This is a genomic window from Alphaproteobacteria bacterium, from assembly GCA_035625915.1.
GTDB lineage: Bacteria > Pseudomonadota > Alphaproteobacteria > JACZXZ01 > JACZXZ01 > DATDHA01.
In genome coordinates this window covers 1-22,362 of the sequence record DASPOR010000122.1, presented here as the reverse complement: position 1 = coordinate 22,362, position 22,362 = coordinate 1, and the positions used below count along the sequence as shown (strand labels likewise).

Genomic DNA, 22,362 nt, shown 5'->3' with positions numbered 1-22,362 from the left:
TCATATGAACGGATCGACCGGGGAGCAGTTCATAAAGGCCGGCAAGGCATAATGCTACGCGATTTCGAAGTCCATCACTCTCAAATCGATGCGCTCTAATCGCCCCCACCGGCGGCTTGACTGTTCTCGACCGCGACGCGCTCTTCGGCGCTTGGACTCGGGACTGCTTCGAGGCGCCGAATCGGCAGATAGCAGCGCACTGTCGTCCCGATCTTGGGCTCCGATTCGATTTCGACGCGGCCGCCATGGAGATTGATAAAGCTACGCACCAGGGAGAGGCCGAGCCCCGCACCGCCGCTGCGCCCCCGTTCGAATTTCTCGAAAACTCGCGCCTGGTCCTCCCGCGGTATCCCGATGCCATTGTCCGAAACCGAGAGCACAAGCTCGTTGCCTTCGCGTCTCGCCGACAGGGCGATGCGCCCGCCCGAGGGCGAAAACTTGATCGCGTTACTCACAAGGTTGAAGAGCGCCTGCTTCAGTCGGCGCTCATCGGCCATAATGGCGCCGATGTCCGCCGGACAATCGAATTCGAAGGTGAGGTTCTGCTTGCGGCCCCATTCGCGGGTCAGGCTCATCACCGAGACGAGAAGTGCGTGGATCTGGACCGCCTCGCGCTCGAGCGTCATGCGCCCCGCTTCGATCAGGGCGAGATCGAGAATGTCGTTAATGAGGGAAAGAAGGCGATTTGAGGCGTCGAGTATGCCGCGCATGTACTCGACTTGCTTGACGTTGAGCTCGCCGAAGTACTGATTATTGAGGATTTCCGAGAATCCGATGATCGCGTTGAGCGGTGTCCGCAGCTCATACGAAACGTTTGCGATGAATTCCGACTTGAGTCGGTCGGCGGTGATGAGCGCTTCGTTTCGTTCGCGGAGTGCGCGCTCGACGCGTATGCTGTCCGTGACGTCGAGATAGCTCAGCACCACGGCACCGTCGGAGAGCGGGACCTTTGCCCAATCGAGCACCGTGCCGTCGGTCCGCTCGAGCCGGCCGCTTTGGGAGGTGCGATCGCTTACTGTCGCAATGATGTCCTCCTTCAGTCCGGCCCAATCTCCGCCGTAGTCGAAGAGGTGGCGTGCCGCATCGAGGAGGTCGACAAGGTGGATTTCCGCCGCGTCGCTGCCCTCCGGGATTCCCCACATTTTGGCGAAGCTCGGATTGTGAAGCTTCAATCGCAGGTCGCTGCCGAACACGCCGATCGCCTCGTGGAGCGTGTCGATGGTTTCGCGCTGGACCGCGATCAGCGTGTTGTAGTTGCGCTCGAGTGCGAGCTTGTCCGTCACGTCTTCGAACGTGAGAAGCAGGCCGCCGAAGGGGTGCGCAGTGATCACGGCCCGCAGCGTCGTGCCGTCCGGAAGGTGCTGAAGCTCCTCGTGGCGTTCGATCAGCGAGGTGAACATCTGCAAGAGGCCACGCTTGAAGGCGGGAAAATCCGCGTGCTCGGGCAGGCGCCGACGTTCACGCTGGACTTCGAGCACTTCGCTCATGGTCGGCTGGGTCTTCAGCCAATCCTCGTCGAGGCGCCAAAGCCGCGCATACGCCGTATTGGCGAAGCGCACCCGCTGGTCCGGGCCGTATGTGGCGATCGCGGTGCCAAGTTGCTCGAGCACATTGGCCTGGGCGGCGATATGGCGGTCGAGTTCGGCCCGCGCCTCGTCGAGGTCGGTCAAGTCGAGTGCATAGCCGAACGTGCCGCCGCCGCCGAGGGGGGTCTCGACGATCTGCAAGAGGCGCCGGCTTCCCCCGATCACGACATAGCCTGTCGTGCGTTTCGTCGCCTTCGCGCTCACCGCCTGTTCGGCAAGCGCCTTGCCGCGTTTTGGAATCGCGCCAGCCGCAAGCTCCCGATCTTCCGTGGCGACCTCAGCCACGGAGGCGCTTTCGACGGCGTCGATATAGGCTTTGTTGCAGTCGATCAAGCGCAACTCCGCATCGCGCTGCCAGAGGGGGATGGCAATGCGATCGAATATGGTGCGCTGCAGTTGACTCGCGCGCGTGCTCGAATCGGCCTTCGCACGAAGATCGCCAAGGTCCGCTTCCCGCGCCGCCGCGAGCGAAACGAGTTCCGCTGTCCTGTCGGCGAGGCGGCGTTGTTCGCGCTTGAGCGATGTCATGCGCAGGATCGCGAGCGCCAGCCCCGCGAGAGCGGCGCACGCAATACTCGCAGCGATACCGAACGCCCAAGCCGAAAAGATCGCCCCTCCCTCTCCCGCTCCGAATGCGGGGGTGCAGACGAAAACGCCGCAGAAGGCGACCGGGAGGGCAAGCCCGAGCCTCGACCGCTCCCCGCTCGAAACCGTCATTCCCCCGTGCCCCTATCCGCCCAAGGTCAGCGCCGACCTGCTTACAGCCGCGGTCCTTTTGTCGTGATTATACAGGCTTTTAGGGTAATAGCCTACATTAGTAACGATAGTGGTCCGGCTTATACGGCCCCTTTTGGGAAAGCCCGAGATACTTGGCTTGATCGCTCGTCAGCTTGGTAAGTTTCGCGCCGACCTTATCGAGATGAAGAGCGGCTACTTTCTCGTCGAGGTGCTTCGGCAGCACATAGACTCGGCGCTCGTATTTGCCAGGATTCGTCCAAAGCTCGATCTGCGCCAAAGTCTGATTGGTGAACGAAGCGCTCATCACGAAGCTCGGGTGACCCGTGGCGCAGCCGAGGTTCACGAGCCGTCCCTCGGCGAGCAAGATTATCCGCCGGCCGCTCGGGAACTCGATTTCGTCTACCTGGGGCTTCACGTTGTGCCATTTGTGGTTGCGCAGGGCTGAGACTTGTATCTCCGAATCGAAGTGTCCGATATTGCAAACGATTGCGCGGTCCCTCATCTTGCGCATGTGGTCGATCGTGATAACGTCGACGTTACCGGTCGCGGTCACGAAAATGTCCGCACGCGGAGCGGCGTCCTCCATCGTCACGACCTCATAGCCTTCCATCGCCGCCTGGAGCGCGCAGATCGGGTCGATTTCCGACACGAGCACGCGCGCGCCCGCATTGCGCAGGGACGCAGCGGAGCCCTTGCCCACATCGCCGAAGCCGCAAACCATGGCGATCTTGCCCGCCATCATGACGTCGGTTGCCCGGCGAATCCCGTCGACGAGCGATTCGCGGCAGCCATAAAGGTTGTCGAATTTCGACTTCGTGACCGAGTCGTTCACGTTAATCGCGGGAAACAGTAACGTACGGTCTTTCGCCATCTGGTAAAGACGATGGACCCCGGTCGTGGTTTCTTCGGTGACGCCCTTAATCGCGGAACCGATCCGCGCATAAAAGCCCGGCCGCAGCTTGAGCCGTTTCTTGATCGCGGCGTATAGAGCCTCTTCCTCCTCGTTGTGGGGATTGGCAAGCACCGAAGCATCCTTCTCGGCGCGCATGCCGAGATGGACGAGGAGTGTGGCATCCCCGCCGTCATCAAGGATCATGTTGGGCGTGCCACCGTCGGCCCATTCGAAAATTCGATGTGTGAATTCCCAATATTCCGTCAGGCTTTCGCCCTTGTACGCGAAGACGGGCGTGCCCGACTCCGCGACCGCCGCCGCGGCGTGATCCTGGGTAGAGTAGATATTGCACGACGCCCAGCGCACATCGGCGCCGAGCGTCTTGAGCGTTTCGATGAGGACCGCCGTTTGAATCGTCATGTGGAGCGAGCCTGCGATCCGCGCACCCTTGAGCGGCTTTTTCTTGCCGTACTCGGCCCGCACGGCCATAAGGCCGGGCATTTCCGTCTCCGCAATCGCAAGCTCGCGCCGGCCCCACGCTGCGAGCCCGATATCGGCAACGGCATAATCCCTGTTCTTGGCTGACTTCACGGCGAGCTTGGCGACGGACATGAGGCATTCTCCTGAGGCGGAAGTGGGACGCCGTTCGTCGCACCGAGAGAGGCGGCGTGCGGCCGGGCGCGTGCGTCTATAGCAGTGGAAAGGTGTCCTTGCAAGGTAAATATAAAGAAATCTTTATATCGTTATATTTCGCTTCCAGGCCGGTTTGCATTGGCAATCTTGGGGCCTTTCCCCCATCTTAATCCAACGGCACCATAGCCAAGAAAGGGGGACGGAACCATGCGGCGTGCTGGCATCGTCGCCATATTCGGTCTCGCCGCCATGTGGATACTCGCCGGCGTGGGTGGGGCTGCCAGCCTCGACGGCGCACGCGCAAGCTTTGACGGACTCGGTGCTGTGAAAATCGGCATGAAGGTCGCCGACGTCGAGCGCGCGCTCAGCATCCCGCTCGCCGTCGATTCGTTCGGCAACAAGGATATGCCCTGCGAACGCGTTTGGCCGAGCAGCGGTTCGGCGCAAGTACACTTCCTGGCCGTGAAAGGTACGATCCAACGCATCGACATCGAGGATCAATCGATTGCGACCGAACAAGGTGCGAAAATCGGGGACAGTGAAGCGCGTATCAGGTCCCTCTACCATGAGCAGATTCTCGAGCGACCCGATCCCGACTTTCCCGAAGGCCATTACCTGATCGTGACGAGTCCCGATGGGAAGCGCGCCTTTCTTTTCGCGACCGACGGCGACGTGGTTCTCACCTACCGGGTCGGCTTGCGCAGCTCGATCGAAAATATCGCGGGGTGCGAGTAGCGCAATCCGAGGGGGCGGTTGCCGACGTATCGGCCGACCTCACGTCAGGGCGTCGAAATCGTCGAGCAAGGTCGCGATGCGGCCTGAGTCCCATTGGTTCATGATCAGCTCTGCGCGTCGCGTCGCCTCCCGCAGGTCCAAGTTGCGGATGCGCTGCTTGATGCGCGGCAAGGCGCTGACCGACATTGAAAAGTCACGGATACCCAAGCCAAGCAGCAACGACGTGTAGCGCGGGTCGCCCGCTATCTCGCCGCATAGGCAGAGCGGGATGCGCGCCCTGAGTGCTGAGCCCGCCGCGAACTGAATAAGGCGCAGGACCGCAGGATGAAGCGGATTATAGAGATGCGCCACCTGCTCGTCGCTGCGGTCGATGGCAAGCGTGTACATCGTGAGATCGTTCGTCCCGATCGCGAAGAAATCGCTTTCCATCGCGAGCGCGTCCGCGGCCAGTGCCGCACCGGGTACCTCGATCATGACGCCGAGCTTGGGCGGCTCCACGTCGATCTTCGCCCCCTGGCGAATGAGCCGCGCGCGGACTCTCTTGACGATCGTCTTTACCTGCCGCACTTCGGCAATCGAGGAGATCATCGGCAAGAGGATACGAATCGGGCCATGAGCGCCCGCGCGCAGCATGGCGGCAAGCTGGGTCTCGATCAATTCCACGCGCTTGAGCGAGAGACGGATGGCCCGCAGGCCGAGAGCCGGATTGGCCGACTGGCCGAAATGGTCGCCGAGGGTAAGGGCGAGCTTGTCTCCGCCGATGTCGAGCGTTCGAATCGTAACCGGACGTCCGTCCATGCCTTCGACGAAGGCCTTGAGCTCGCGGTATTGCTCCTCTTCGTCAGGAAGATCTTCGCGATTCATAAAAAGGAATTCCGTGCGCAGCAGGCCAATGCCCTCGGCCCCTGCCTCGCGCGCATGTTCGACTTCGCGCGTCAGCTCGACATTGGCCTGAAGCACGATCTGAACACCATCGCGCGTCTCGGCAGGAAGCCTGGCAAGCCGAGAGAGCTGGCGGCGCTCACGCAGCAGTTCGCGCTGACGCTCTTCGTACTCAGCGAGGGTCTTGGCACTCGGATTGACGACGACGCGCCCGTTGGTGCCGTCGATCACGACTATCGTGCCCGGTTCAGCACCCCCCATAAGCCCGGCGACACCGAGCACTGCCGGCAGGCCGAGCGAGCGCGCCATGATGGCCGTATGGCTCTGCGGCCCGCCCAGCACGGTGGCGAAGCCGCCCACCCGCGAGGGATCGAGGAGTGCGGTGTCGGCCGGGGTCAACTCCTCCGCGATGACAATGCTTCCGAGCGGTAAATCGGAGAACGCGTGGTAGGGCTTCTGCAAAAGATTGCGCACGAGTCGCGCGCCGACTTCGCGGATATCGTCGACGCGGCTTGCGAAATAGGCGTCATCCATTTGGCTGAAGCTCTTGCCGATCTCGTGGATCTCCGCTTGAACGGCGGCCTCCGCATTTACATGGTCGCGCCGGATACGCTGGTCTGCACCGCGAACGAGCCGCGATCCGGTCAGCATCTGAAGATGCGCATCGAGAAGATAGCCAAGTTCCTCCGCCGCAGCGCCACGGAGTGCGGCCGCCTTGGCCTTGAGCTGGTGGACTTGCATCTTCGATCGCTCGATGGCCGCAGCGAGGCGCTTATGCTCCACCTCGAGCTTCTGCGGCGCTATCGCGTACTCGGGAACCTCGAGTGCACCCGCTTCCCGAACGTGCGCAGGCCCGATCGCCACCCCGGACGAGACGCCGAGCCCTTGGAAGACGCGCTCCCCCTCCCTCGACGTAATTATCGAGCCTTGCGCGCCTTCACGTCGCTCCGCTCCCGCTCCGGCCGATTTTTTCGCCCGCGTCGTCACTCGTCTTCGCCGAATCTTGCGCCGACCAGCGCTTCAAGCGCTTCGAGTGCTTCGAACGCTTCCGGCCCCGTCGCGGCCACCTCGATCGCCGTTCCCGGCCCAGCGCCCAGCATCATCAACCCCATGATCGAAAGCCCGGAGACCACGGTGTCTTTCTTCGTGACGGTGATCTCCGCATTAAATTTTTCGGCACACTTCACGAAGCGCGCCGCAGCTCGCGCATGCAGGCCACGTTGGTTGCAAATAAGGAGGGTGCGGCTCAACGCCGGCGCATGCATGCCGGCATTTGGGACGCTCTCGTTCATCGCTTGTCCTTTTCCTCCGCCAGGAGCGCTGACGCCACGTTGATGTATTTGCGCCCCGCTTCCTGTGCCGCCGAGACCGCTTTTGCAAGTCCTTCGGATTGCCGAATGCTGGCAAGCTTGATCAGCATCGGCAGATTGACGCCAGCAATGACCTCGACCTTCGCGTTGTCCATAATGGAAATGGCAAGGTTCGACGGCGTGCCCCCGAACATGTCGGTCAACAGAACAACCCCACTTCCATCGTCCACCTCCGCGACCGAACGCAGAATGTCTTCGCGCCGCTTTTCCATGTCGTCGTCCGGCCCGATGCACACCGCGCCGACGCGCTTTTGCGGCCCGACCACATGCTCGAGTGCGGAGATGAACTCCTTCGCGAGATTGCCGTGGGTAACGAGAACCATGCCGATCATGAGCGATCCCTTTATTCCACTTTGGCCTCAAGCATCCCGCTGACGATCGATATCCCGATGCCGCAGCGACACTTGCCGACCGAGTCCACGAAGCCATTCCGCGACCGTTTCCGCGACCGCAACGGAGCGATGCCGCCCACCGGTGCAGCCGATTGCGATGGTGAGATAGCTTTTGCCTTCGCGCTCGAAGCGCGGGAAGAGGGGGGCGAGCCAGCTTTTGAACCCGGTGAGGAAGGGGGCAAAGCCCGGATCCTTCGCCACATAGGCCGCGACCGCCGCATCCTTGCCGGAAAGCCCCGAAAGCTCCAGCACGTAATGCGGATTGTCGAGGAACCGCGTATCGATGACGATATCGGCCTCCCGCGGCACGCCACCCTGGTAGGAAAACGACATAACCGTCACCAACATGTCCGGGCCGCGGTCGAGGCCGAAATACTCCTTCATCGCCCGCTTGAAGTCGCCGAGTTTCATGCTCGTCGTATCGATCACGACGTTGGCCCGCTCCTGAATCCGCGCCATGAACGCGCGTTCGAGACGGATGCCGTCGACGATCGGGCGATCATCGGCAAGGGGATGGCGTCGCCGCGTTTCCGTGAACCGACGTTGCAAAGCTTCGTCCTCGCAATCGACGAAGAGAAGCCTTGGGGCGACACCCGTCTGCGTCATCAAACCGTCGATGGCGCGCAGGAGCGGATCGACCGCAAAATCGCGCGTGCGAATATCGACGCCGATCGCGAGCGGACGGCCAAGTCGATCGCCGGGCCGAACGAGGTTGGAAAGAAGCGAGAGCGGAAGGTTATCGACCGCCTCGTAGCCGAGGTCTTCGAGAATCTTGAGTGCCGTCGATCGCCCTGCACCCGAAAGACCGGTGACGAGCACCACCTTGGCCGCATTCCCCGTCGAATGGCGCGACGAGTCCTTGCGGGGCGCGGTCGACGCTTCTGATCTGGCGGCGGGTTCGTTCATCATGGTGCCATTATAGAGCGGCTTCGGCAGGGGGGTGCGCCAAACTGCGGGTGGCCATCCTGACCTTTGCGGCGGCGGACGCCTCGAACGGCGCGAGCTCGATCCGGCGAACTTCTATGCCGAGGAAATCGCATGCGGCCGGGTCCGGCATGCGCTCAGCACCGCCAGATGCCACGAGATCCACCACAAGTGCGAGACGCGCCTCGGCGACAGCACTCACTTCGACGATGCCCAGCCCACGCACCTCGATTCGTCCCGCGATGGGCTGCGGAGCACTCGCGATCAATTTCTTGCCGCGCGAACGCAGATCGACCCGGTCATCGGCGACCAGGCGCGCGCCGCGGTCGATCAGTCGAAGCGCCAAATCCGACTTGCCGCTCCCCGGCGGACCTCGCAGCAAAACGGCCAAGCCCCCGACTTCGACGCAGGTCCCGTGGACCTGGATCATGCGCCACCCTTCCCCAGACCTGCCCCTACATTTAATCCAGCGAGGCATTCGGATTTGAAGTTCCTAAATATGGCTGCCGCCAAACCATAGGAATTTCAAATCCACCGCACGATGCCTATGGGCGGGGAGGGTGGCGTCGGAAGCCCGCGCTGTCAATCCTGAGACGGTACCCCCTCGATTTGCGCCAGCAGGCGCACGATGAAGCGGGCACCGCGCACGCGCCCACCCGCGTCCCGACGGTTCTCGGCCCGAATGGTGCCGCCGTGGACATCCACGATCTGCTTGGAAATCGAAAGTCCGAGGCCGGAGTGCGTCCCGAACTTTTCGCCCGCAGGACGCTCGCTATAGAAGCGCTCGAAAATCGTCTCGAATTTGCCCTCCGGCAAACCCGGACCCTCATCCTCGACGACCGCTTCGATCATCTCGCCGTCGTGGCGGAGGGAGAGTGTTACCGTCCCACCGGGCGGGCTGAATGAAAGGGCGTTCTCGATGAGATTCCGGAACACCTGCGCCAGCCGCCCTTCCAGTCCGCTCACCAGGAATTCCCCCTCGTCGCCCGCATAGAGACGCAGCCTCGGGGCCTCGGGCTTGCCGGGATCGCCATAGACATCGCAAAGCGTGCCGAGGAGCGCGCCGAGATCGACGGATTCGACCGCATCGCGGCTCAACGCCGCATCGAGCCGCGATGCGTCGGAAATGTCCGAAATCAGGCGGTCGAGACGATGGACGTCCTCGAGGATTATGGCCATGAGCTTGCGTTGTTGTTCTTGTTCCTTGACGCGCGCGGCCGTTTCGACAGCACTCCGCAGCGACGAAAGCGGATTCTTGATCTCATGGGCGACGTCGGCGGCGAAGCGCTCGATCGCTTCCATACGTTGAGAAAGCTGCGTTGTCATGCGTCTCAGGGCCGCCGAGAGATAGCCGATCTCGTCGCGCCGGGCGGTGAAATCGGGGATTTCTGCGGCGTGGCCGTGGCCGGGTCCGATGCGTTCGGCGGCGAGCGCGAGGCGACGGATCGGCCGCACGATGGTGCTGCCCAGATAAAACGAGAAGAAGACCGTGATCAGGAGTGCGACGCCAAACGCCTTGAGGATGTCAACACGCACGTTTCGCATGGCGGCGTCGATCTCGGCGCTGTCCTGCGACACCATGAGCGCCCCCACGACCTCCCGGTAATGCTGCACCGGCACGGCGACGGAAAGGATCATGCCGCGCGGCGCGTTGTTGTAGACGACCGCCGCCGTTTCACCCGAAAGAGCACGCACGACCTCGCGGTAGTCGCTTGCATGTTGCTGAGCTTGCTCGCGATAGCGCGGCAGGTTGCCCAATCGGCCGGCCGCACCGACGAGCCAGTCGTAGACGCGGTCCGGCAGGCGCTGCAAAAATCCCCGCTCGTCCGGCGGCGGTAGCGGCTCGATCTGAATTGCACCGCCCGGCCCTTCGAGATAACGGCTGTCGACCACGAGATCGCCAACGCTATCGAACAGCCTGGCGCGCGCGCGCGTCGGTTCGATCAGCCGACGCAGCAGAATGCGGCTTTCGGCGGCCTGGAGCTCGGGCGGCTCGTCGCCTATGTTCTTCACCGCGCTTTCGCCGAGTGCCCCTGAAAATATCCGCGCCTGCGTCGCAAGCGAGTCGAGTTGCCCTTGAACGAGATTGCGCTGGTATTCGCCGAGATAGACGAGGCCGACCACGAGAATCGCAAGAGCCACCACGTTGAGGACCAGGATCCGACGCGTGAGCGGGGAGAATACGAGCGAGCGACCGAAACGCAAATGCGCAAAGCGGACCAGCACGGCGGGGCGACGCTTGCGCGCGCCACTCGAGCGGGCGTGTTTGAGGTCTCGGCCGAGCGCCTTTCCTTGGCCCGCCTGCCTTTCAGGGGAGATGTCGGCGCGCGATGGCGACTCAGTCTCGACGGCCATGGTCCATGCCCATCAGGCCGAAGCCGGCTTAGCCTTCTTTGTAGCGATAGCCGATGCCATAGAGGGTCTCGATCTCATTGAAGCTATCGTCCACGGCCCTCAGTTTCTTCCGTACTCGTTTGATGTGGCTGTCGATCGTGCGGTCGTCCACGTAGATGTGCTCGCCGTAGGCGGCATCCATGAGCTGATCGCGGCTTTTCACAAGGCCGGGACGCTGTGCAAGCGCCTTGAGGATCAGAAACTCCGTAACCGTGAGATTGACCGGGCTGGCTTTCCAACTGCAAAGGTGCCGACTCGAATCGAGCAGGAGATCGCCCCGCGTGACGATCGCTTCGCCATTCGGGCCCTCGCTCGCCGCGTCCTTGAGCTCGATCCGGCGCAGCAACGTGCGGATACGCTCGATGAGGAGACGGAGGGAGAACGGTTTTGTGATGTAATCGTCGGCTCCCATGCGCAAGCCCAGCACCTCGTCCACCTCGTCATCCTTGGAGGTGAGAAAAATGATCGGCATGACGGTGTTCTTGCGCAGGCGGGAGAGCAGCTCCATCCCGTCCATGCGCGGCATTTTGATGTCGAGGACGGCCAGATCGGGGGGCTGAGCGGTGATGCCGCGTAGTGCCTCATCGCCATCTGTAAAGGTGCGCACGGCGAAACCCTCTGCCTCGAGCGCCATCGCAACCGAGGTCAGAATGTTGCGGTCGTCGTCAACGAGCGCGATCGTGCGCTTGAGCGGCATATTCCCTCTGCCAACGCTGTGGTTCGGACCGGGCTTCGCGGATAATTTCCCCTCACGGCAATAGTGGCATCGCCGCTGACCTCGAGTATTTTGCAATATTGGGTCTAATTTGTGGCTTTTCCAGGCAAAATCGGCGACCTAGGCCACGGGGGGCGTCGCCCTACCCACACACATCGAGAGATGCAGCGACCTGCTTGACCCGTCGGGCTTCAATGACCACGTTGGGCCAAACGGTGAAGTTTCCAGAAGAAACTGGAGACGATATGATCGAAAAGGCGAATATGTCATCCACCCGACAACTTTTCGGCCTTGCCGTCGCCCCTTTCCTCCTGATTTCCGTGACGGCGTCAAACGCCCAGGACTACACGGCGGGAGACCTTCTCATTGCTCGCCCTTGGGCGCGCGCAAGTGTCGCCAGCAACGGGGTCGTCTATTTTACGATTACGAACGGCGGACCGCAGGCGGACCGGCTCATCGCGGTCTCGACACCGGTGGCCAAATCCGCCGAGCTTCATACGACGATCGAAATGGCGAATGGGGCCGTGGACATGGCGCCCCTGGCGGACGCCGAGATTGCGCAGGGCAAACCCGTCGAATTCCGGCCGGGCGGCAATCACGTCATGCTGATGGGCCTATCGCGGCCGCTAAAGAAGGGTGAGCGATTTCCGATGACGCTTACCTTCGAGCATGCCGGGGCGGTTACGGTCGAGGTACGCATCGAAGCGGTTGGGGCGATGGCGCCGGCGGCTGCCGCGCAGCCATCAGAAGGTCAATCGCCAGGCCAGTGACCGTCTTTGCCCCCACTTGCGCGTTATCGCGAGAGGAAATTTCGCCCGATGCAAGAACGCGACGAGAAGCGCCGGGATTTGCGGCACGAAGCGAAAGAACCGCCTGAGGCGACCGCGCGCGCGCTCATCCGCACTTGCGCCCGCGCCACGCTCGCGAGCGTGCTCCGCCGCGACTTCGCGGTCGGCTGGCCCTACGCCTCCCTTGTTCTTGTCGCGTGCCGGCCGGATGCAACCCCGATCCTATTGCTCTCCGATCTTGCCGATCACAGCAAGAACATCATGGCCGACGACCGCGTCTCCCTCCTCTTCGATGGAACTGAGGGACTTGCAGAGCCGCTCGCAGGCACACGTCTCACCCTCGTCGGACATGCTCGCGAGACGACCGAGCCCTCGGACCGCGCGCTTTATCTCGCCCGCCACCCAAGCGCTGCACGCTATGCGGGCTTCAAGGATTTTCGCTTTTACCGGATCGACGCCGTGGGCGCCCACCTTGTCGCGGGATTCGGCCGCATTCACTGGCTCGACGCCAAGGACGTCCTCGGAGGCGGCCCGTCCGCCGCGCGCGCCGGCTAGCGCGGTGGATTTCGCTGCTTCCACGGTGTTGCGACAGAAACGCTCGGCCGCCTCAATTACATTGCATATTCGAGATTTTCTCTCATATGTTTAGTTTAGGTTGCGGCTTCCGTGCGTGGCCGGCTCGATTGCAAACCCCTTCGCGAGTGCGACGCAAAGGTTGCGAATTAAAAATCGGGAGGAAGGTTCGATGCAGCAGGTGGGTCCGGTCATCAGTCATCATGGCCTGAGCCTTCAGGGCCTGCGAAAAATCCGGACGGCCTATTGGAACCTCACATCCCCGGCTCTTTACGAAGAGGCGATCCGCCGCGACGAGGGCATTGTCGGCTTGGGCGGCGTTTTCATCGTCGAGACCGGCCAGCACACCGGCCGCTCGGTGAATGACAAATTCATCGTCGAGGAGTCGGACAGCAAGGACGAAATCTGGTGGGGCAAAATCAATCGCCCGATCGGGGAGAGCCAATTCGACGCTCTTCACGAGCACATACTTGCCCATTTCGAGGGCAAGGACGCTTTCGTGCAGGACTGCATCGCAGGGGCCGATTCGGGTTACAGCCTGCGCGTGCGGGTCGTGACCGAAAATGCGTGGCACAGTCTTTTCGCCTACAACATGTTCATCCGGCCCGCGGCGGCACACTGCGAAACCTTCACACCCGATTTCACGGTCATCCACGCGCCGCGCTGCCTCGCCGATCCCGCCAGGCACGACACTAATTCCGAAACGTTCATCCTCGTTAATTTCAAGAAGCGCACAGTTCTCATCGGCGGCTCGTCCTATGCGGGCGAGATCAAAAAGTCCGTGTTCAGCGCGCTTAATTACCTGTTGCCGGCGCGCGGCGTGCTTCCAATGCACTGCTCGGCGAATGTGGGACCGAAAGGCGATGCGGCAATTTTCTTCGGGCTCTCCGGGACAGGCAAGACCACGCTGTCGGCGGACGCCACGCGCACGCTGATCGGCGACGACGAGCATGGCTGGTCCGAGCGGGGCCTGTTCAATTTCGAGGGCGGATGCTACGCGAAGGTGATCCACCTTTCGCCCCAAGCCGAGCCGGAAATTTACGACACGACTCGGCGCTTCGGCACACTGCTCGAGAACGTCGTCTACGACCCGATGACACGCATCCTCGACCTCGACGACGCGAGTCTCACGGAGAACACGCGCGCGAGTTACCCCATCGACTTCATCCCGAACGCGAGCAGAACCGGAGTCACGCATCATCCCGACAACGTCGTCATGCTTACCGCCGACGCCTTCGGGGTGCTGCCGCCCATCAGCCGGCTAAGCTCCGAACAAGCGATGTATCACTTCCTTTCCGGCTATACGGCGCGGGTCGCCGGCACTGAGAAGGGCCTCGGCAAAGAGCCCCAGGCGACGTTCTCGACTTGCTTCGGCGCGCCGTTCATGCCGCGACATCCGACGGTCTATGCGAAAATCCTGGGCGAGCGGATTTCCGAGCACAACGTGAAATGCTGGCTCGTCAACACGGGCTGGTCGGGTGGAGCCTACGGAACCGGACAGCGAATGAACATCGCGCATACCCGCGCCATGGTGCGTGCCGCCCTTGACGGACGGCTCGCGCAGGTTTCGACCGTCAGGCTCGACGAATTCGGACTTTCGATTCCGAGAAGCTGCCCCGAGGTGCCAAGCGAGGTACTCAATCCGAAGGAGACCTGGCAGGACAAGCGCGCCTATGATCGGACCGCACGCGAAGTCGCCCAACGCTTCGAGAACAATTTCAAACAGTTCGAGTCATACGTGGACGAGCGCGTGAAGGCTGCCGGAATCCACGCAGCTGCTTGAGACAAGCGCTTACTTTGCACCCTATCTTTCATCCTCGACGTGAATAGCTGCGACTAATCCCGATGAATATCTCGCTTTGCTTTTTTGCGCGCACCGTGTCTCGGGTGCGGACACCCCTGTCGTTCCATATACCCCGGATTGTTCCTGGTCATCTCTCTCCGCTTCGTGTATGACGGTTTTCATTCGGTTTTGGGACAGAAAAAAATATCCCAAGACCTGCGACATTGAACGAAGCTCGGGCACGGGCTTCGAATAAGAAACGGTGACGTCGCAAGAGGGGGGTGGATAATGCCGAACGATCGCGAAAGCGAGCGGAACGGCCGTGTGCGAGGAGTGCGACGGCGAGATCTGCTCGGATGGAGCGCAATAGCTTGCGCTCTACTGCTGCCGACGGGGGCGCTAGCACGGATCACTCCGTCGGATAAAGAAAAGACCCTCAAGCTCTACAATCTTCATACCGGCGAAAGCATTGCTTCGACCTTTTGGGCCGATGGCCGGTATGTTCCGGAGTCGTTTCGCGATATCGACAAGATGCTGCGCGATCACCGCACCGACGGGACGATCGCGACGGACCGCAGGCTTGTCGAGCTCATGTTCCAGATCCAGACGAAGCTGAATACGGAGAAGGGGCTCGACGTCGTGTGCGGCTATCGCTCGCCCGCGACGAACGCCGAACTCGTTCGCGAAGGCCGAACGCATGCGCGCAACAGTTACCATCTCCGAGGCCAGGCGCTCGATTTCCGCGTGCCGGGTCGGGATTTGCCCCACGTGCGCGAGCTTGCGATGAACTTGCAAGCGGGTGGAGTCGGCTATTACCCGCGCGCAGGCTTCGTCCATGTCGACGTGGGGCCCGTTCGCCACTGGTAGGGACAGGGCGTATCGTCGTGCCGGGCGGCAGTGACGCCGCTCGCGCGGGCGCCGTGCGTCAGCGGGCGAGAATCTTGTTCATCTCCGCGTGCGGCACGGCATGCTCGGCAAAAGAGAACGTCCCCGCATTGCGCAATTCCTCGGCTGCGCGCTGGAGAAGGCCCATGGTCGCGCGCTGCAAGCCGCCGCCGACCGTCACACGCCGAACGCCGAGCGATTCCAGTGCCGGGATCGGCGGAGTCTTGAATCCGCCGAGGATATTCACGGGTGCATCGATCGCCTTGACGAGGCGAGCGATGAGGTCACGATCCACAACACCGGGTACGAAGATGCAATCGGCACCCGCCTTGCGGAACGCATTGCCGCGCCGGACGGCTTCGTCGAAAGCGGCGGCACCCTTATCGCCGGGGCTCATATAGGGGTCCGTGCGCGCATTGACGACGAAGGGTATTCCAGCCTCGTTGGCTGCCTCGCGGGCCGCGCGAATACGCTCGACGGCGAGGGAGAATTCGATGAGCGGGCTTCTCTGATCGTCTGTTCCATCCTCGATATTGGCGCCGACAGCACCTGCTTGAAGTGTGGCGCGCACCGTCTCGGCAACCGCATCTGGATTGAGGCCGTATCCGCCCTCCATGTCGGCGCTGACGGGCACGTCGACGCGGCCCGCGATCCGGCGAACCGCGTCGGCCATCTCCGCACGGCTGATACGCTGCCCATCGGGATAGCCGAGCGAAGCGGCAACACCCGAACTCGTCGTCGCAATCGCTGGGAAACCGGCACGGACGAGCACGACCGCACTCGCCACGTCCCACGCGTTCGGCAGCAGCAGAAGCTTCGGCCCTGCGTGCAGGGACAGGAGCTTTTCGGCTTTTTCTTTAAGGACGCTCACGACGCACCTCCTTTGATGGCGTTAATGGGCGTCGGCCCAATTTTCGGCGACACCGGCATCGACCACGAGCGGAACTCGCAGATGCGCCGCATTTCCCATCACCTTGCGCACGATCTGGATCGTCCGCTCGATTTCCGCCTCGCGCACCTCGAAGAGCAATTCGTCATGAACCTGGAGAAGCATGCGCGCCGAGAGTTTCGCATTCGCCAACGCATCGGGCACGCGGATCATAGCACGCTTGATGATGTCGGCAGCCCCTCCTTGGAGGGGGGCGTTGATCGCTGCACGCTCCGAAAAGCTGCGGCGCGCCGGATTCGGATCCTTGATTCCCGGCGTGTGGATCTTCCGTCCGAAGATCGTTGTCACGAAACCTTGCTTGCGCGCGCGGTCCTTCGTGCCGTCCGTGTAATCGCGAATGCCCGGATACCGCGCGAAGTAGGCCTTGATGTATTCCGCGGCCTCGCCCTGGGGAATGCCGAGCTGACGGGCGAGGCCAAAGGGGCTGATGCCGTAGATGATGCCGAAATTTATCGCTTTCGCCTTGCGTCGCACCATCGGGTCCATGCCTTCGACCGGCACGCCGAAAACCTGGCTCGCCGTGAGCGCGTGGATGTCGAGCCCCTCCTTGAAGGCGCGTTCGAGGGCTTCGATGTGCGCCACATGGGCGAGCAATCGAAGCTCGATCTGGGAATAGTCGAGCGAGACGAGCTTGTTGCCCTTGTCGGCCACGAACGCACGGCGAATGCGCCGGCCTTCCTCGGTTCGGACCGGGATGTTCTGGAGGTTGGGTTCGGTCGACGATAGCCGTCCGGTCGAGGCGATCGCCATGCCATAGGATGTGTGCACACGCCCGGTTCTCGGGTTGATCTCCTCAACGAGCGCGTCTGCGTAAGTACTTTTCAGCTTTTGGAGCTGGCGCCAATCAAGAACGCGCGCCGGCAGGTCATGCCCTTGTGCGGCGAGGTCCTCGAGCACGTCCGCGTCGGTGACATAGGCGCCGGTCTTGCCTTTCTTCCCGCCTTCGAGGCTCATCTTGTCGAAAAGGATTTCGCCGAGCTGTTTCGGCGAGCCGACGTTGAACGTCTCGCCCGCAAGCTTGTGGATCGCCTTTTCGAGATCGCGGAGCCGGAGTGCGAAATCCTCGGAAAGGCGGCGCAACTCCTCCACGTCGACCTTGATCCCCTCGGCTTCCATGCCCGCAAGGATCGGCACGAGTGGACGCTCGATGGTCTCGTAAACGCTCACGAGCCGATCGGCCAGAAGCTGCGGCTTGAGCACGCCGTGGAGACGAAGCGTTACATCCGCGTCCTCGGCAGCGTATTCGCATGCCTTGTCGAGCGCGACTTCGGCGAAGCCGATCTGACCCTTTCCGGTGCCCGTCACATCTTTGTATTTGATCGTGTCGCGATCGAGATGGAGCTTTGCAAGCTCGTCCATTCCATGGCCGTGGAGTCCCGCCGCGGTCACATAGGACATCAGCATCGTGTCGTCGATCGGCGCGATCTCGACGCCGTATTTGCGGAGGACGACCATGTCGTATTTGATGTTGTGGCCAATCTTGAGAACGCTCGGGTCTTCGAGAAGCGGCTTGATGGCTTTCAACGCAAGATCGCGTTTCAGTTGATTGGGTCCACCCATCTCGTCGGCCGCCTTGGCACCCTCGCCGAGATCGAACGTCCCCTGACGTGCCGGCGCGCGATGACCGACCGGCACGTAGCACGCCTTGCCCGGCTCGACCGAAAGCGAAAAGCCCACAAGCTCCGCCTCGTTGGCCTTGAGCGACGTGGTCTCCGTATCGAATGCGACAAGACCGGCATCTTGCGCGCGCGCGATCCACGCTTCGAGGGCGGCCATGGTCTGCACCAGTTCGTAGGCGTCTCCTACGGAGGGTTCCGTCGTCCGCGCTGTTTTGCGCACCTCGGACTTTGGCGCTGGCCTCTCGAGAGCGCCCCTGTCCGGCGTTGCCTCGGCCGACTTGGCGCCAGCACCCGCGACAGCGCCCGAAGCACCCTCGATGCGCGCAAGAAGCGAGCGGAACGCCTGCGCCTTCAGGAATGCCACGAGCTTGTCGCGGTCGGGCGCGCGCAACGTCAATTTTTCAAGCGGCACGGCGAGCGGCACGTCGTTCTTGAGCTCGACGAGACGGCGCGAAATCCGTGCCTGCTCGGCGAATTGCTGCAGGGATTCGCGCCGCTTCGGCTGTTTGATCTCGCCCGCGCGCGCGAGAAGCGTTTCAAGGTCGCCATATTCGGTGATGAGCTGCGCGGCGGTCTTCACGCCTATGCCGGGCACCCCGGGCACGTTGTCCGTTGAGTCTCCGGCGAGCGCTTGCACATCCACCACCTTCTCCGGGGACACGCCGAATTTTTCATGAACCTCGTTCGGCCCAATCGGCTTCTGCTTCATGGGATCGAGCATGCCGATCCCGTCGCTCACCAGCTGCATCAGATCCTTGTCGGAAGAGACGATCGTGACCTTGGCGCCCGCTTGGCGCGCGAGCCTTGCGTAGGTGGCGATCAAATCGTCGGCCTCATAACCCGGCTGGTCGATCGACGCGAGATTGAGGGCGCGGGCAGCCTCGCGCACAAGCGGAAATTGCGGAATCAGCTCCTCCGGCGTTTCGGGGCGGTTCGCCTTGTATTGCGGATAGATTTCATTGCGGAACGTCTCGCGCCCGGCATCGAAGATCACGGCAATGCAATCGGCGTCCGAGTCGTTCAAAAGTTTGATGAGCATGTTGGTGAAGCCGTAGACCGCGTTGACGGGCGTGCCGTCCGGCCGGGTCATGGGCGGGAGCGCATGATAGGCGCGGAAAATGTAGCCCGAGCCATCGACCAGATAAACATGGCGCGGCTTGAATTGAGCGGCGGATTTTCTCGACGCGTTCACGCGCCGAACATGCCGGAACTGTCCGCGGGAGTCGAGGGGCTTAGCCGATGGGCTCCGAAGTCAATGCTCGCCGGAAGCTGCCGCACCGTTCTTCAGCTTGAAAAGGCGGTCGCAATAGGGGCACTCGACTTGCCCTTTGTCACCCATATTGAGGAATACGCGCGGATGGCCGAGCGGACCCTCGCCACCATCGCAGGAAACTTCCGTCGTCTCGACCTCGATGATCTCGGGGGCCGCGGGTGCCTGGACCATGCGTCCTGTCCTCGTTCCGGGAAGCCATGCGGCAATGCTATTCCATTGCCATAGCCGCGGGCGGATGATACCCATTGCTCGCCGACATTCAACCGCAAGATTCGGCCCGGTACCGGCCCTGTCCGGATCCGGCGCATTTCCAACGCGAACCATTGGGTAGCACCCGCCCCGACCATGGCTGCCCCTGCCGCACCGTCGAACGAGACCCAGCCCCTTCCGGATTTCGCCATCGAGGCCGAGGGCCTCGACAAGGTTTATGGCGCCAACGCACGCGGTGGAAGAGGTTCGACGGTCCACGCACTCAATGACGTAAGCCTCAAGATTCCGCGCGGCTCCCTTTTCGGGCTTCTCGGGCCGAACGGTGCTGGCAAATCAACCTTCATCAACATCCTGGCGGGCCTCGTCCTTAAATCCGCGGGCCACGTGCGGGTATGGGGCATCGACATCGACAAGGAGCCGAGAAACGCCCGTGCGGCAATCGGCGTGGTGCCCCAGGAGCTCAATCTCGATGCCTTTTTCACGCCACGGGAACTGCTCGACCTCCATGGCGGACTCTATGGAATACCCGCCCCGGAGCGGCGGACGGACGAAGTGTTGGAGATCGTCGGCCTCCGCGACAAGGCCGATGCCTATGCGCGCACGCTCTCGGGCGGGATGCGCCGACGGCTCATGGTCGCGAAGGCCATGGTCCACAGCCCGCCGATCCTCGTGCTCGACGAGCCGACCGCAGGTGTCGACGTCGAGCTTCGCCGGCAACTCTGGTCGCAAGTTCAGGAACTCAATCGTCAGGGTACGACGATCCTGCTCACCACTCATTATCTCGAGGAGGCCGAGCAGCTCTGCGACCGTATCGCCATCATCAATCACGGCCGGGTGATCGCGTGCGACGCCAAGGACGCGCTTATCCGGCAGCTCGACCGCAAAGAGCTTTCGGTCATCCTGACGCAGGATCTGGCGGCGATTCCGCCAGCACTTGCCGCCTTCAACGTCGAACTCATCGGCGCGCGCCGCCTCGTCTTCCATTATCGGCCGAGCGAAACGCGCATCCGCGACATCCTCACGGGGCTGCGCGACGCAAGCCTCGGAATCGCCGACCTCACGACGACGGAAGCCGATCTCGAGGATCTCTTCCTTGAAATCACGCGCGAACGCCCGCCCGCCGATAAGATCCGCACCGTGGGACGCGGATGAAATTTTCGCGGACGTCCCATTTCGGAAGCATCTCGATAATCTGCGCCTTCATCGCACTCACGGCCTGCGCCCCTCGCGTGGAGCCGGCCGGCGAAGCGATGTCCACTCCCGCATTGGCAGCGGACGAATACGTCGCAAGCGATGGGGCCAAGCTTCCGATCCAGCGTTGGCTTCCTGACGTGCCACAGGGCGATCCACCCAAAGCCGTCATCCTCGGACTCCACGGCATGAACGACTACGCAAACGCCTTCGCGATGCCGGGGGCATGGTGGGCGCAACACGGGATCGCCACTTACGCCTACGATCAACGCGGGTTCGGTCGGGCCCCTCATCCGGGCTACTGGCCCGGCGAGGCGACGCTGGTCGGCGATCTCGATGCCATGGTCGGTCTCCTTCACGCGCGTTATCCAGGCACACCGCTCTACTTACTCGGCGAAAGCATGGGTGGTGCGGTGGTCATGGCCGCGATGGCGAGACCGGATCGGCCGAAGGTCGATGGGGTTATTCTTTCGGCACCCGCCGTTTGGGGGCGCACGACAATGGATATCGGCAAGCAGGTGGCGCTCTGGGCCTCGGCGCATACCGTGCCCTGGTGGACGGTCACGGGAAAGGGGCTCGACATCACGCCATCCGACAACCGCGAAATGCTTGTCGCACTCTCGCGCGACCCTCTCGTCATCAAGGAGACGCGCATCGACGCGATTTGGGGGCTTGTCAATTTGATGGACGACGCCCTCGCGGTAGCGCCGAAGCTCGACGGCGTTCCCGTGCTCATCCTCTACGGCGAGCACGACGAGGTCATCCCCAAGGATCCGACCCTGATCATGATCGAGCACCTGCCGCCCTTCCCGACAGCCCCTCGCACCATTGCCGTCTATCCCAAGGGCTATCACATGCTGTTGCGAGATCTTGAGGCAAAGACGCTGTGGGAGGATGTGCTTCACTGGGTCGATGATCCGCGTGCACCGCTGCCCTCGGGCGACGACCGGGTCGGGATACAAGCGCTCGAAGGCCAGTGATTCGATAAATGTCGCCACCATTCGAAACGTCGGCTTTCGGATGGGGGCGTCTAAATGGCTGGAAAAGAAACGTTTGCCGCAACGGCGGGGTTTCCCCTATAAAATCCCTGCCGCCGAGCCGCTCAGTGCCACAGCAGCAAGTGGGTTGCGTTGATTGCTTGGGACGCGGGCGATCGAAGGGCAAAAGCGCTCGTGTGGCGAGCCCGTCAGACTAGGAATATCCGGTGACCGACGCGATACCAGCAGGCGAGCCGACGATGGAGAAAGCGGCATGAGCATCGCGGCACTCGCCGCACCGACGCCCAGGATTCGCCTGCCGTTGACGCTCGGCTTCTATTTGCTGCGCACTTATATCGCCTCATTCCTGATGTTGCTTGCCGCATTCATGGCGATCTCGTTCCTGTTCGATCTGGTCGAGATGTTGCGGCGGACCATCGGGCGCGAAGGGGTCACGTTCAAGATCACCTTGACGATGTCGCTCCTCAAGCAGCCGCATCTCGCCCTTCAAATCATGCCGTTCGCCGTGTTGTTCGGAAGCATGCTGACCTTCTGGCGGCTTACGCGCAGCCAGGAACTGGTCATCATGCGCTCGGCTGGCGTCTCGGTGTGGCAGTTCATCATGCCGGTCGTGCTGTGCGCGATGACACTGGGCGTGATCAAGATCGCCGTGATCAATCCGGTCGCCTCGGCAATGCTGTTCCGCTACGAGGCGATGGAAAGCAAATACATAAAGGGAGCCGTCAGCATTTTCGCGACATCGGAGAACGGCCTTTGGATCCGACAGGTCGACGAAGCCGGCGAATCCGTGATCCATGCCGACAAGGTGAATGCAGCGACCTTCGAGTTGCGG

20 protein-coding genes are annotated in these 22,362 nt (G+C 62.2%); 8 read left to right on the top strand and 12 right to left on the bottom strand.

All coding sequences use genetic code 11. The features are described 5' to 3' along the window. Window positions 1-95: 95 nt before the first annotated feature. Window positions 96-2,303 (bottom strand): ATP-binding protein, encoded by a 2,208-nt coding sequence (locus VEJ16_10095; GenBank protein ID HYB10011.1) that lies wholly within the window; start codon window positions 2,301-2,303, stop codon window positions 96-98. A gap of 97 nt (window positions 2,304-2,400) precedes the next feature. Beyond that, on the bottom strand, window positions 2,401-3,828 hold the full coding sequence (gene ahcY / locus VEJ16_10090; GenBank protein HYB10010.1) for an adenosylhomocysteinase: 1,428 nt from the start codon (window positions 3,826-3,828) through the stop codon (window positions 2,401-2,403). Window positions 3,829-4,056: 228 nt separating this feature from the next. Here ahcY and VEJ16_10085 point away from each other — a divergent pair, with 228 nt between their 5' ends. After that, window positions 4,057-4,584, top strand: a complete 528-nt coding sequence (locus VEJ16_10085) for a hypothetical protein (GenBank protein HYB10009.1) — start codon at window positions 4,057-4,059, stop codon at window positions 4,582-4,584. A gap of 39 nt (window positions 4,585-4,623) precedes the next feature. Here the strand turns inward: VEJ16_10085 and ptsP are convergent, their stop codons facing one another. The 7 genes from ptsP to VEJ16_10050 all read right to left on the bottom strand — a co-directional run bounded on the left by ptsP (window position 4,624) and on the right by VEJ16_10050 (window position 11,243). Continuing rightward, window positions 4,624-6,453: a phosphoenolpyruvate--protein phosphotransferase gene (gene ptsP, locus VEJ16_10080; protein HYB10008.1), complete on the bottom strand. Its 1,830-nt coding sequence runs from the start codon at window positions 6,451-6,453 to the stop codon at window positions 4,624-4,626. Next, window positions 6,450-6,758, bottom strand: a complete 309-nt coding sequence (locus tag VEJ16_10075; GenBank protein ID HYB10007.1) for an HPr family phosphocarrier protein — start codon at window positions 6,756-6,758, stop codon at window positions 6,450-6,452. The genes ptsP and VEJ16_10075 overlap by 4 nt, the downstream gene beginning before the upstream one ends. After that, window positions 6,755-7,168 (bottom strand): PTS sugar transporter subunit IIA, encoded by a 414-nt coding sequence (locus VEJ16_10070; protein ID HYB10006.1) that lies wholly within the window; start codon window positions 7,166-7,168, stop codon window positions 6,755-6,757. Before VEJ16_10070 ends, VEJ16_10075 begins: the two co-directional genes overlap by 4 nt. A gap of 27 nt (window positions 7,169-7,195) precedes the next feature. Further along, window positions 7,196-8,137 (bottom strand): RNase adapter RapZ, encoded by a 942-nt coding sequence (rapZ, locus tag VEJ16_10065; GenBank protein ID HYB10005.1) that lies wholly within the window; start codon window positions 8,135-8,137, stop codon window positions 7,196-7,198. A gap of 7 nt (window positions 8,138-8,144) precedes the next feature. Further along, a complete protein-coding gene (locus VEJ16_10060; protein ID HYB10004.1) occupies window positions 8,145-8,582 on the bottom strand; it encodes an HPr kinase/phosphatase C-terminal domain-containing protein in 438 nt (145 codons plus the stop codon). A 152-nt stretch (window positions 8,583-8,734) separates the two neighbouring features. Continuing rightward, window positions 8,735-10,507, bottom strand: a complete 1,773-nt coding sequence (locus VEJ16_10055; GenBank protein HYB10003.1) for a stimulus-sensing domain-containing protein — start codon at window positions 10,505-10,507, stop codon at window positions 8,735-8,737. Between the two features lie 28 nt (window positions 10,508-10,535). Further along, window positions 10,536-11,243 carry a response regulator transcription factor gene (locus VEJ16_10050; GenBank protein HYB10002.1) on the bottom strand — a complete coding sequence of 236 codons (708 nt, stop codon included), beginning with the start codon at window positions 11,241-11,243 and terminating at the stop codon, window positions 10,536-10,538. 263 nt (window positions 11,244-11,506) lie between these two features. Between VEJ16_10050 and VEJ16_10045 the strand changes: the two genes are divergently transcribed. The 4 genes from VEJ16_10045 to VEJ16_10030 all read left to right on the top strand — a co-directional run bounded on the left by VEJ16_10045 (window position 11,507) and on the right by VEJ16_10030 (window position 15,272). Then, window positions 11,507-12,031, top strand: coding sequence for a copper chaperone PCu(A)C (locus tag VEJ16_10045; GenBank protein ID HYB10001.1), 525 nt, complete (start codon window positions 11,507-11,509; stop codon window positions 12,029-12,031). A 48-nt stretch (window positions 12,032-12,079) separates the two neighbouring features. Beyond that, window positions 12,080-12,604 (top strand): pyridoxamine 5'-phosphate oxidase family protein, encoded by a 525-nt coding sequence (locus tag VEJ16_10040; protein HYB10000.1) that lies wholly within the window; start codon window positions 12,080-12,082, stop codon window positions 12,602-12,604. Window positions 12,605-12,794: 190 nt separating this feature from the next. Then, complete coding sequence (locus tag VEJ16_10035; protein HYB09999.1) at window positions 12,795-14,405, top strand: phosphoenolpyruvate carboxykinase; 1,611 nt, start codon at window positions 12,795-12,797, stop codon at window positions 14,403-14,405. Window positions 14,406-14,693: 288 nt separating this feature from the next. Beyond that, window positions 14,694-15,272 carry a DUF882 domain-containing protein gene (locus VEJ16_10030; protein ID HYB09998.1) on the top strand — a complete coding sequence of 193 codons (579 nt, stop codon included), beginning with the start codon at window positions 14,694-14,696 and terminating at the stop codon, window positions 15,270-15,272. A 58-nt stretch (window positions 15,273-15,330) separates the two neighbouring features. Here the strand turns inward: VEJ16_10030 and VEJ16_10025 are convergent, their stop codons facing one another. From VEJ16_10025 to VEJ16_10015, 3 genes are read right to left on the bottom strand one after another with little or no spacing between them, the layout of a single operon-like run. Beyond that, the gene (locus tag VEJ16_10025; GenBank protein HYB09997.1) at window positions 15,331-16,161 is read right to left on the bottom strand and encodes an isocitrate lyase/phosphoenolpyruvate mutase family protein; all 831 of its coding nucleotides are present in this window, start codon (window positions 16,159-16,161) and stop codon (window positions 15,331-15,333) included. A 21-nt stretch (window positions 16,162-16,182) separates the two neighbouring features. Next, on the bottom strand, window positions 16,183-19,050 hold the full coding sequence (gene polA / locus VEJ16_10020; GenBank protein HYB09996.1) for a DNA polymerase I: 2,868 nt from the start codon (window positions 19,048-19,050) through the stop codon (window positions 16,183-16,185). Window positions 19,051-19,110: 60 nt separating this feature from the next. Continuing rightward, entirely contained in the window at window positions 19,111-19,302 is a 192-nt protein-coding gene (locus tag VEJ16_10015) for a zinc-finger domain-containing protein (GenBank protein ID HYB09995.1), read from the bottom strand. A 174-nt stretch (window positions 19,303-19,476) separates the two neighbouring features. Between VEJ16_10015 and VEJ16_10010 the strand changes: the two genes are divergently transcribed. The 3 genes from VEJ16_10010 to VEJ16_10000 form a co-directional block, all read left to right on the top strand. Continuing rightward, entirely contained in the window at window positions 19,477-20,493 is a 1,017-nt protein-coding gene (locus VEJ16_10010; GenBank protein HYB09994.1) for an ABC transporter ATP-binding protein, read from the top strand. Then, a complete protein-coding gene (locus VEJ16_10005; protein ID HYB09993.1) occupies window positions 20,490-21,512 on the top strand; it encodes an alpha/beta hydrolase in 1,023 nt (340 codons plus the stop codon). The genes VEJ16_10010 and VEJ16_10005 overlap by 4 nt, the downstream gene beginning before the upstream one ends. Window positions 21,513-21,783: 271 nt before the next feature. Then, window positions 21,784-22,362 (top strand): LptF/LptG family permease (locus VEJ16_10000; GenBank protein ID HYB09992.1); only part of this gene is annotated, 579 nt, incomplete at its 3' end.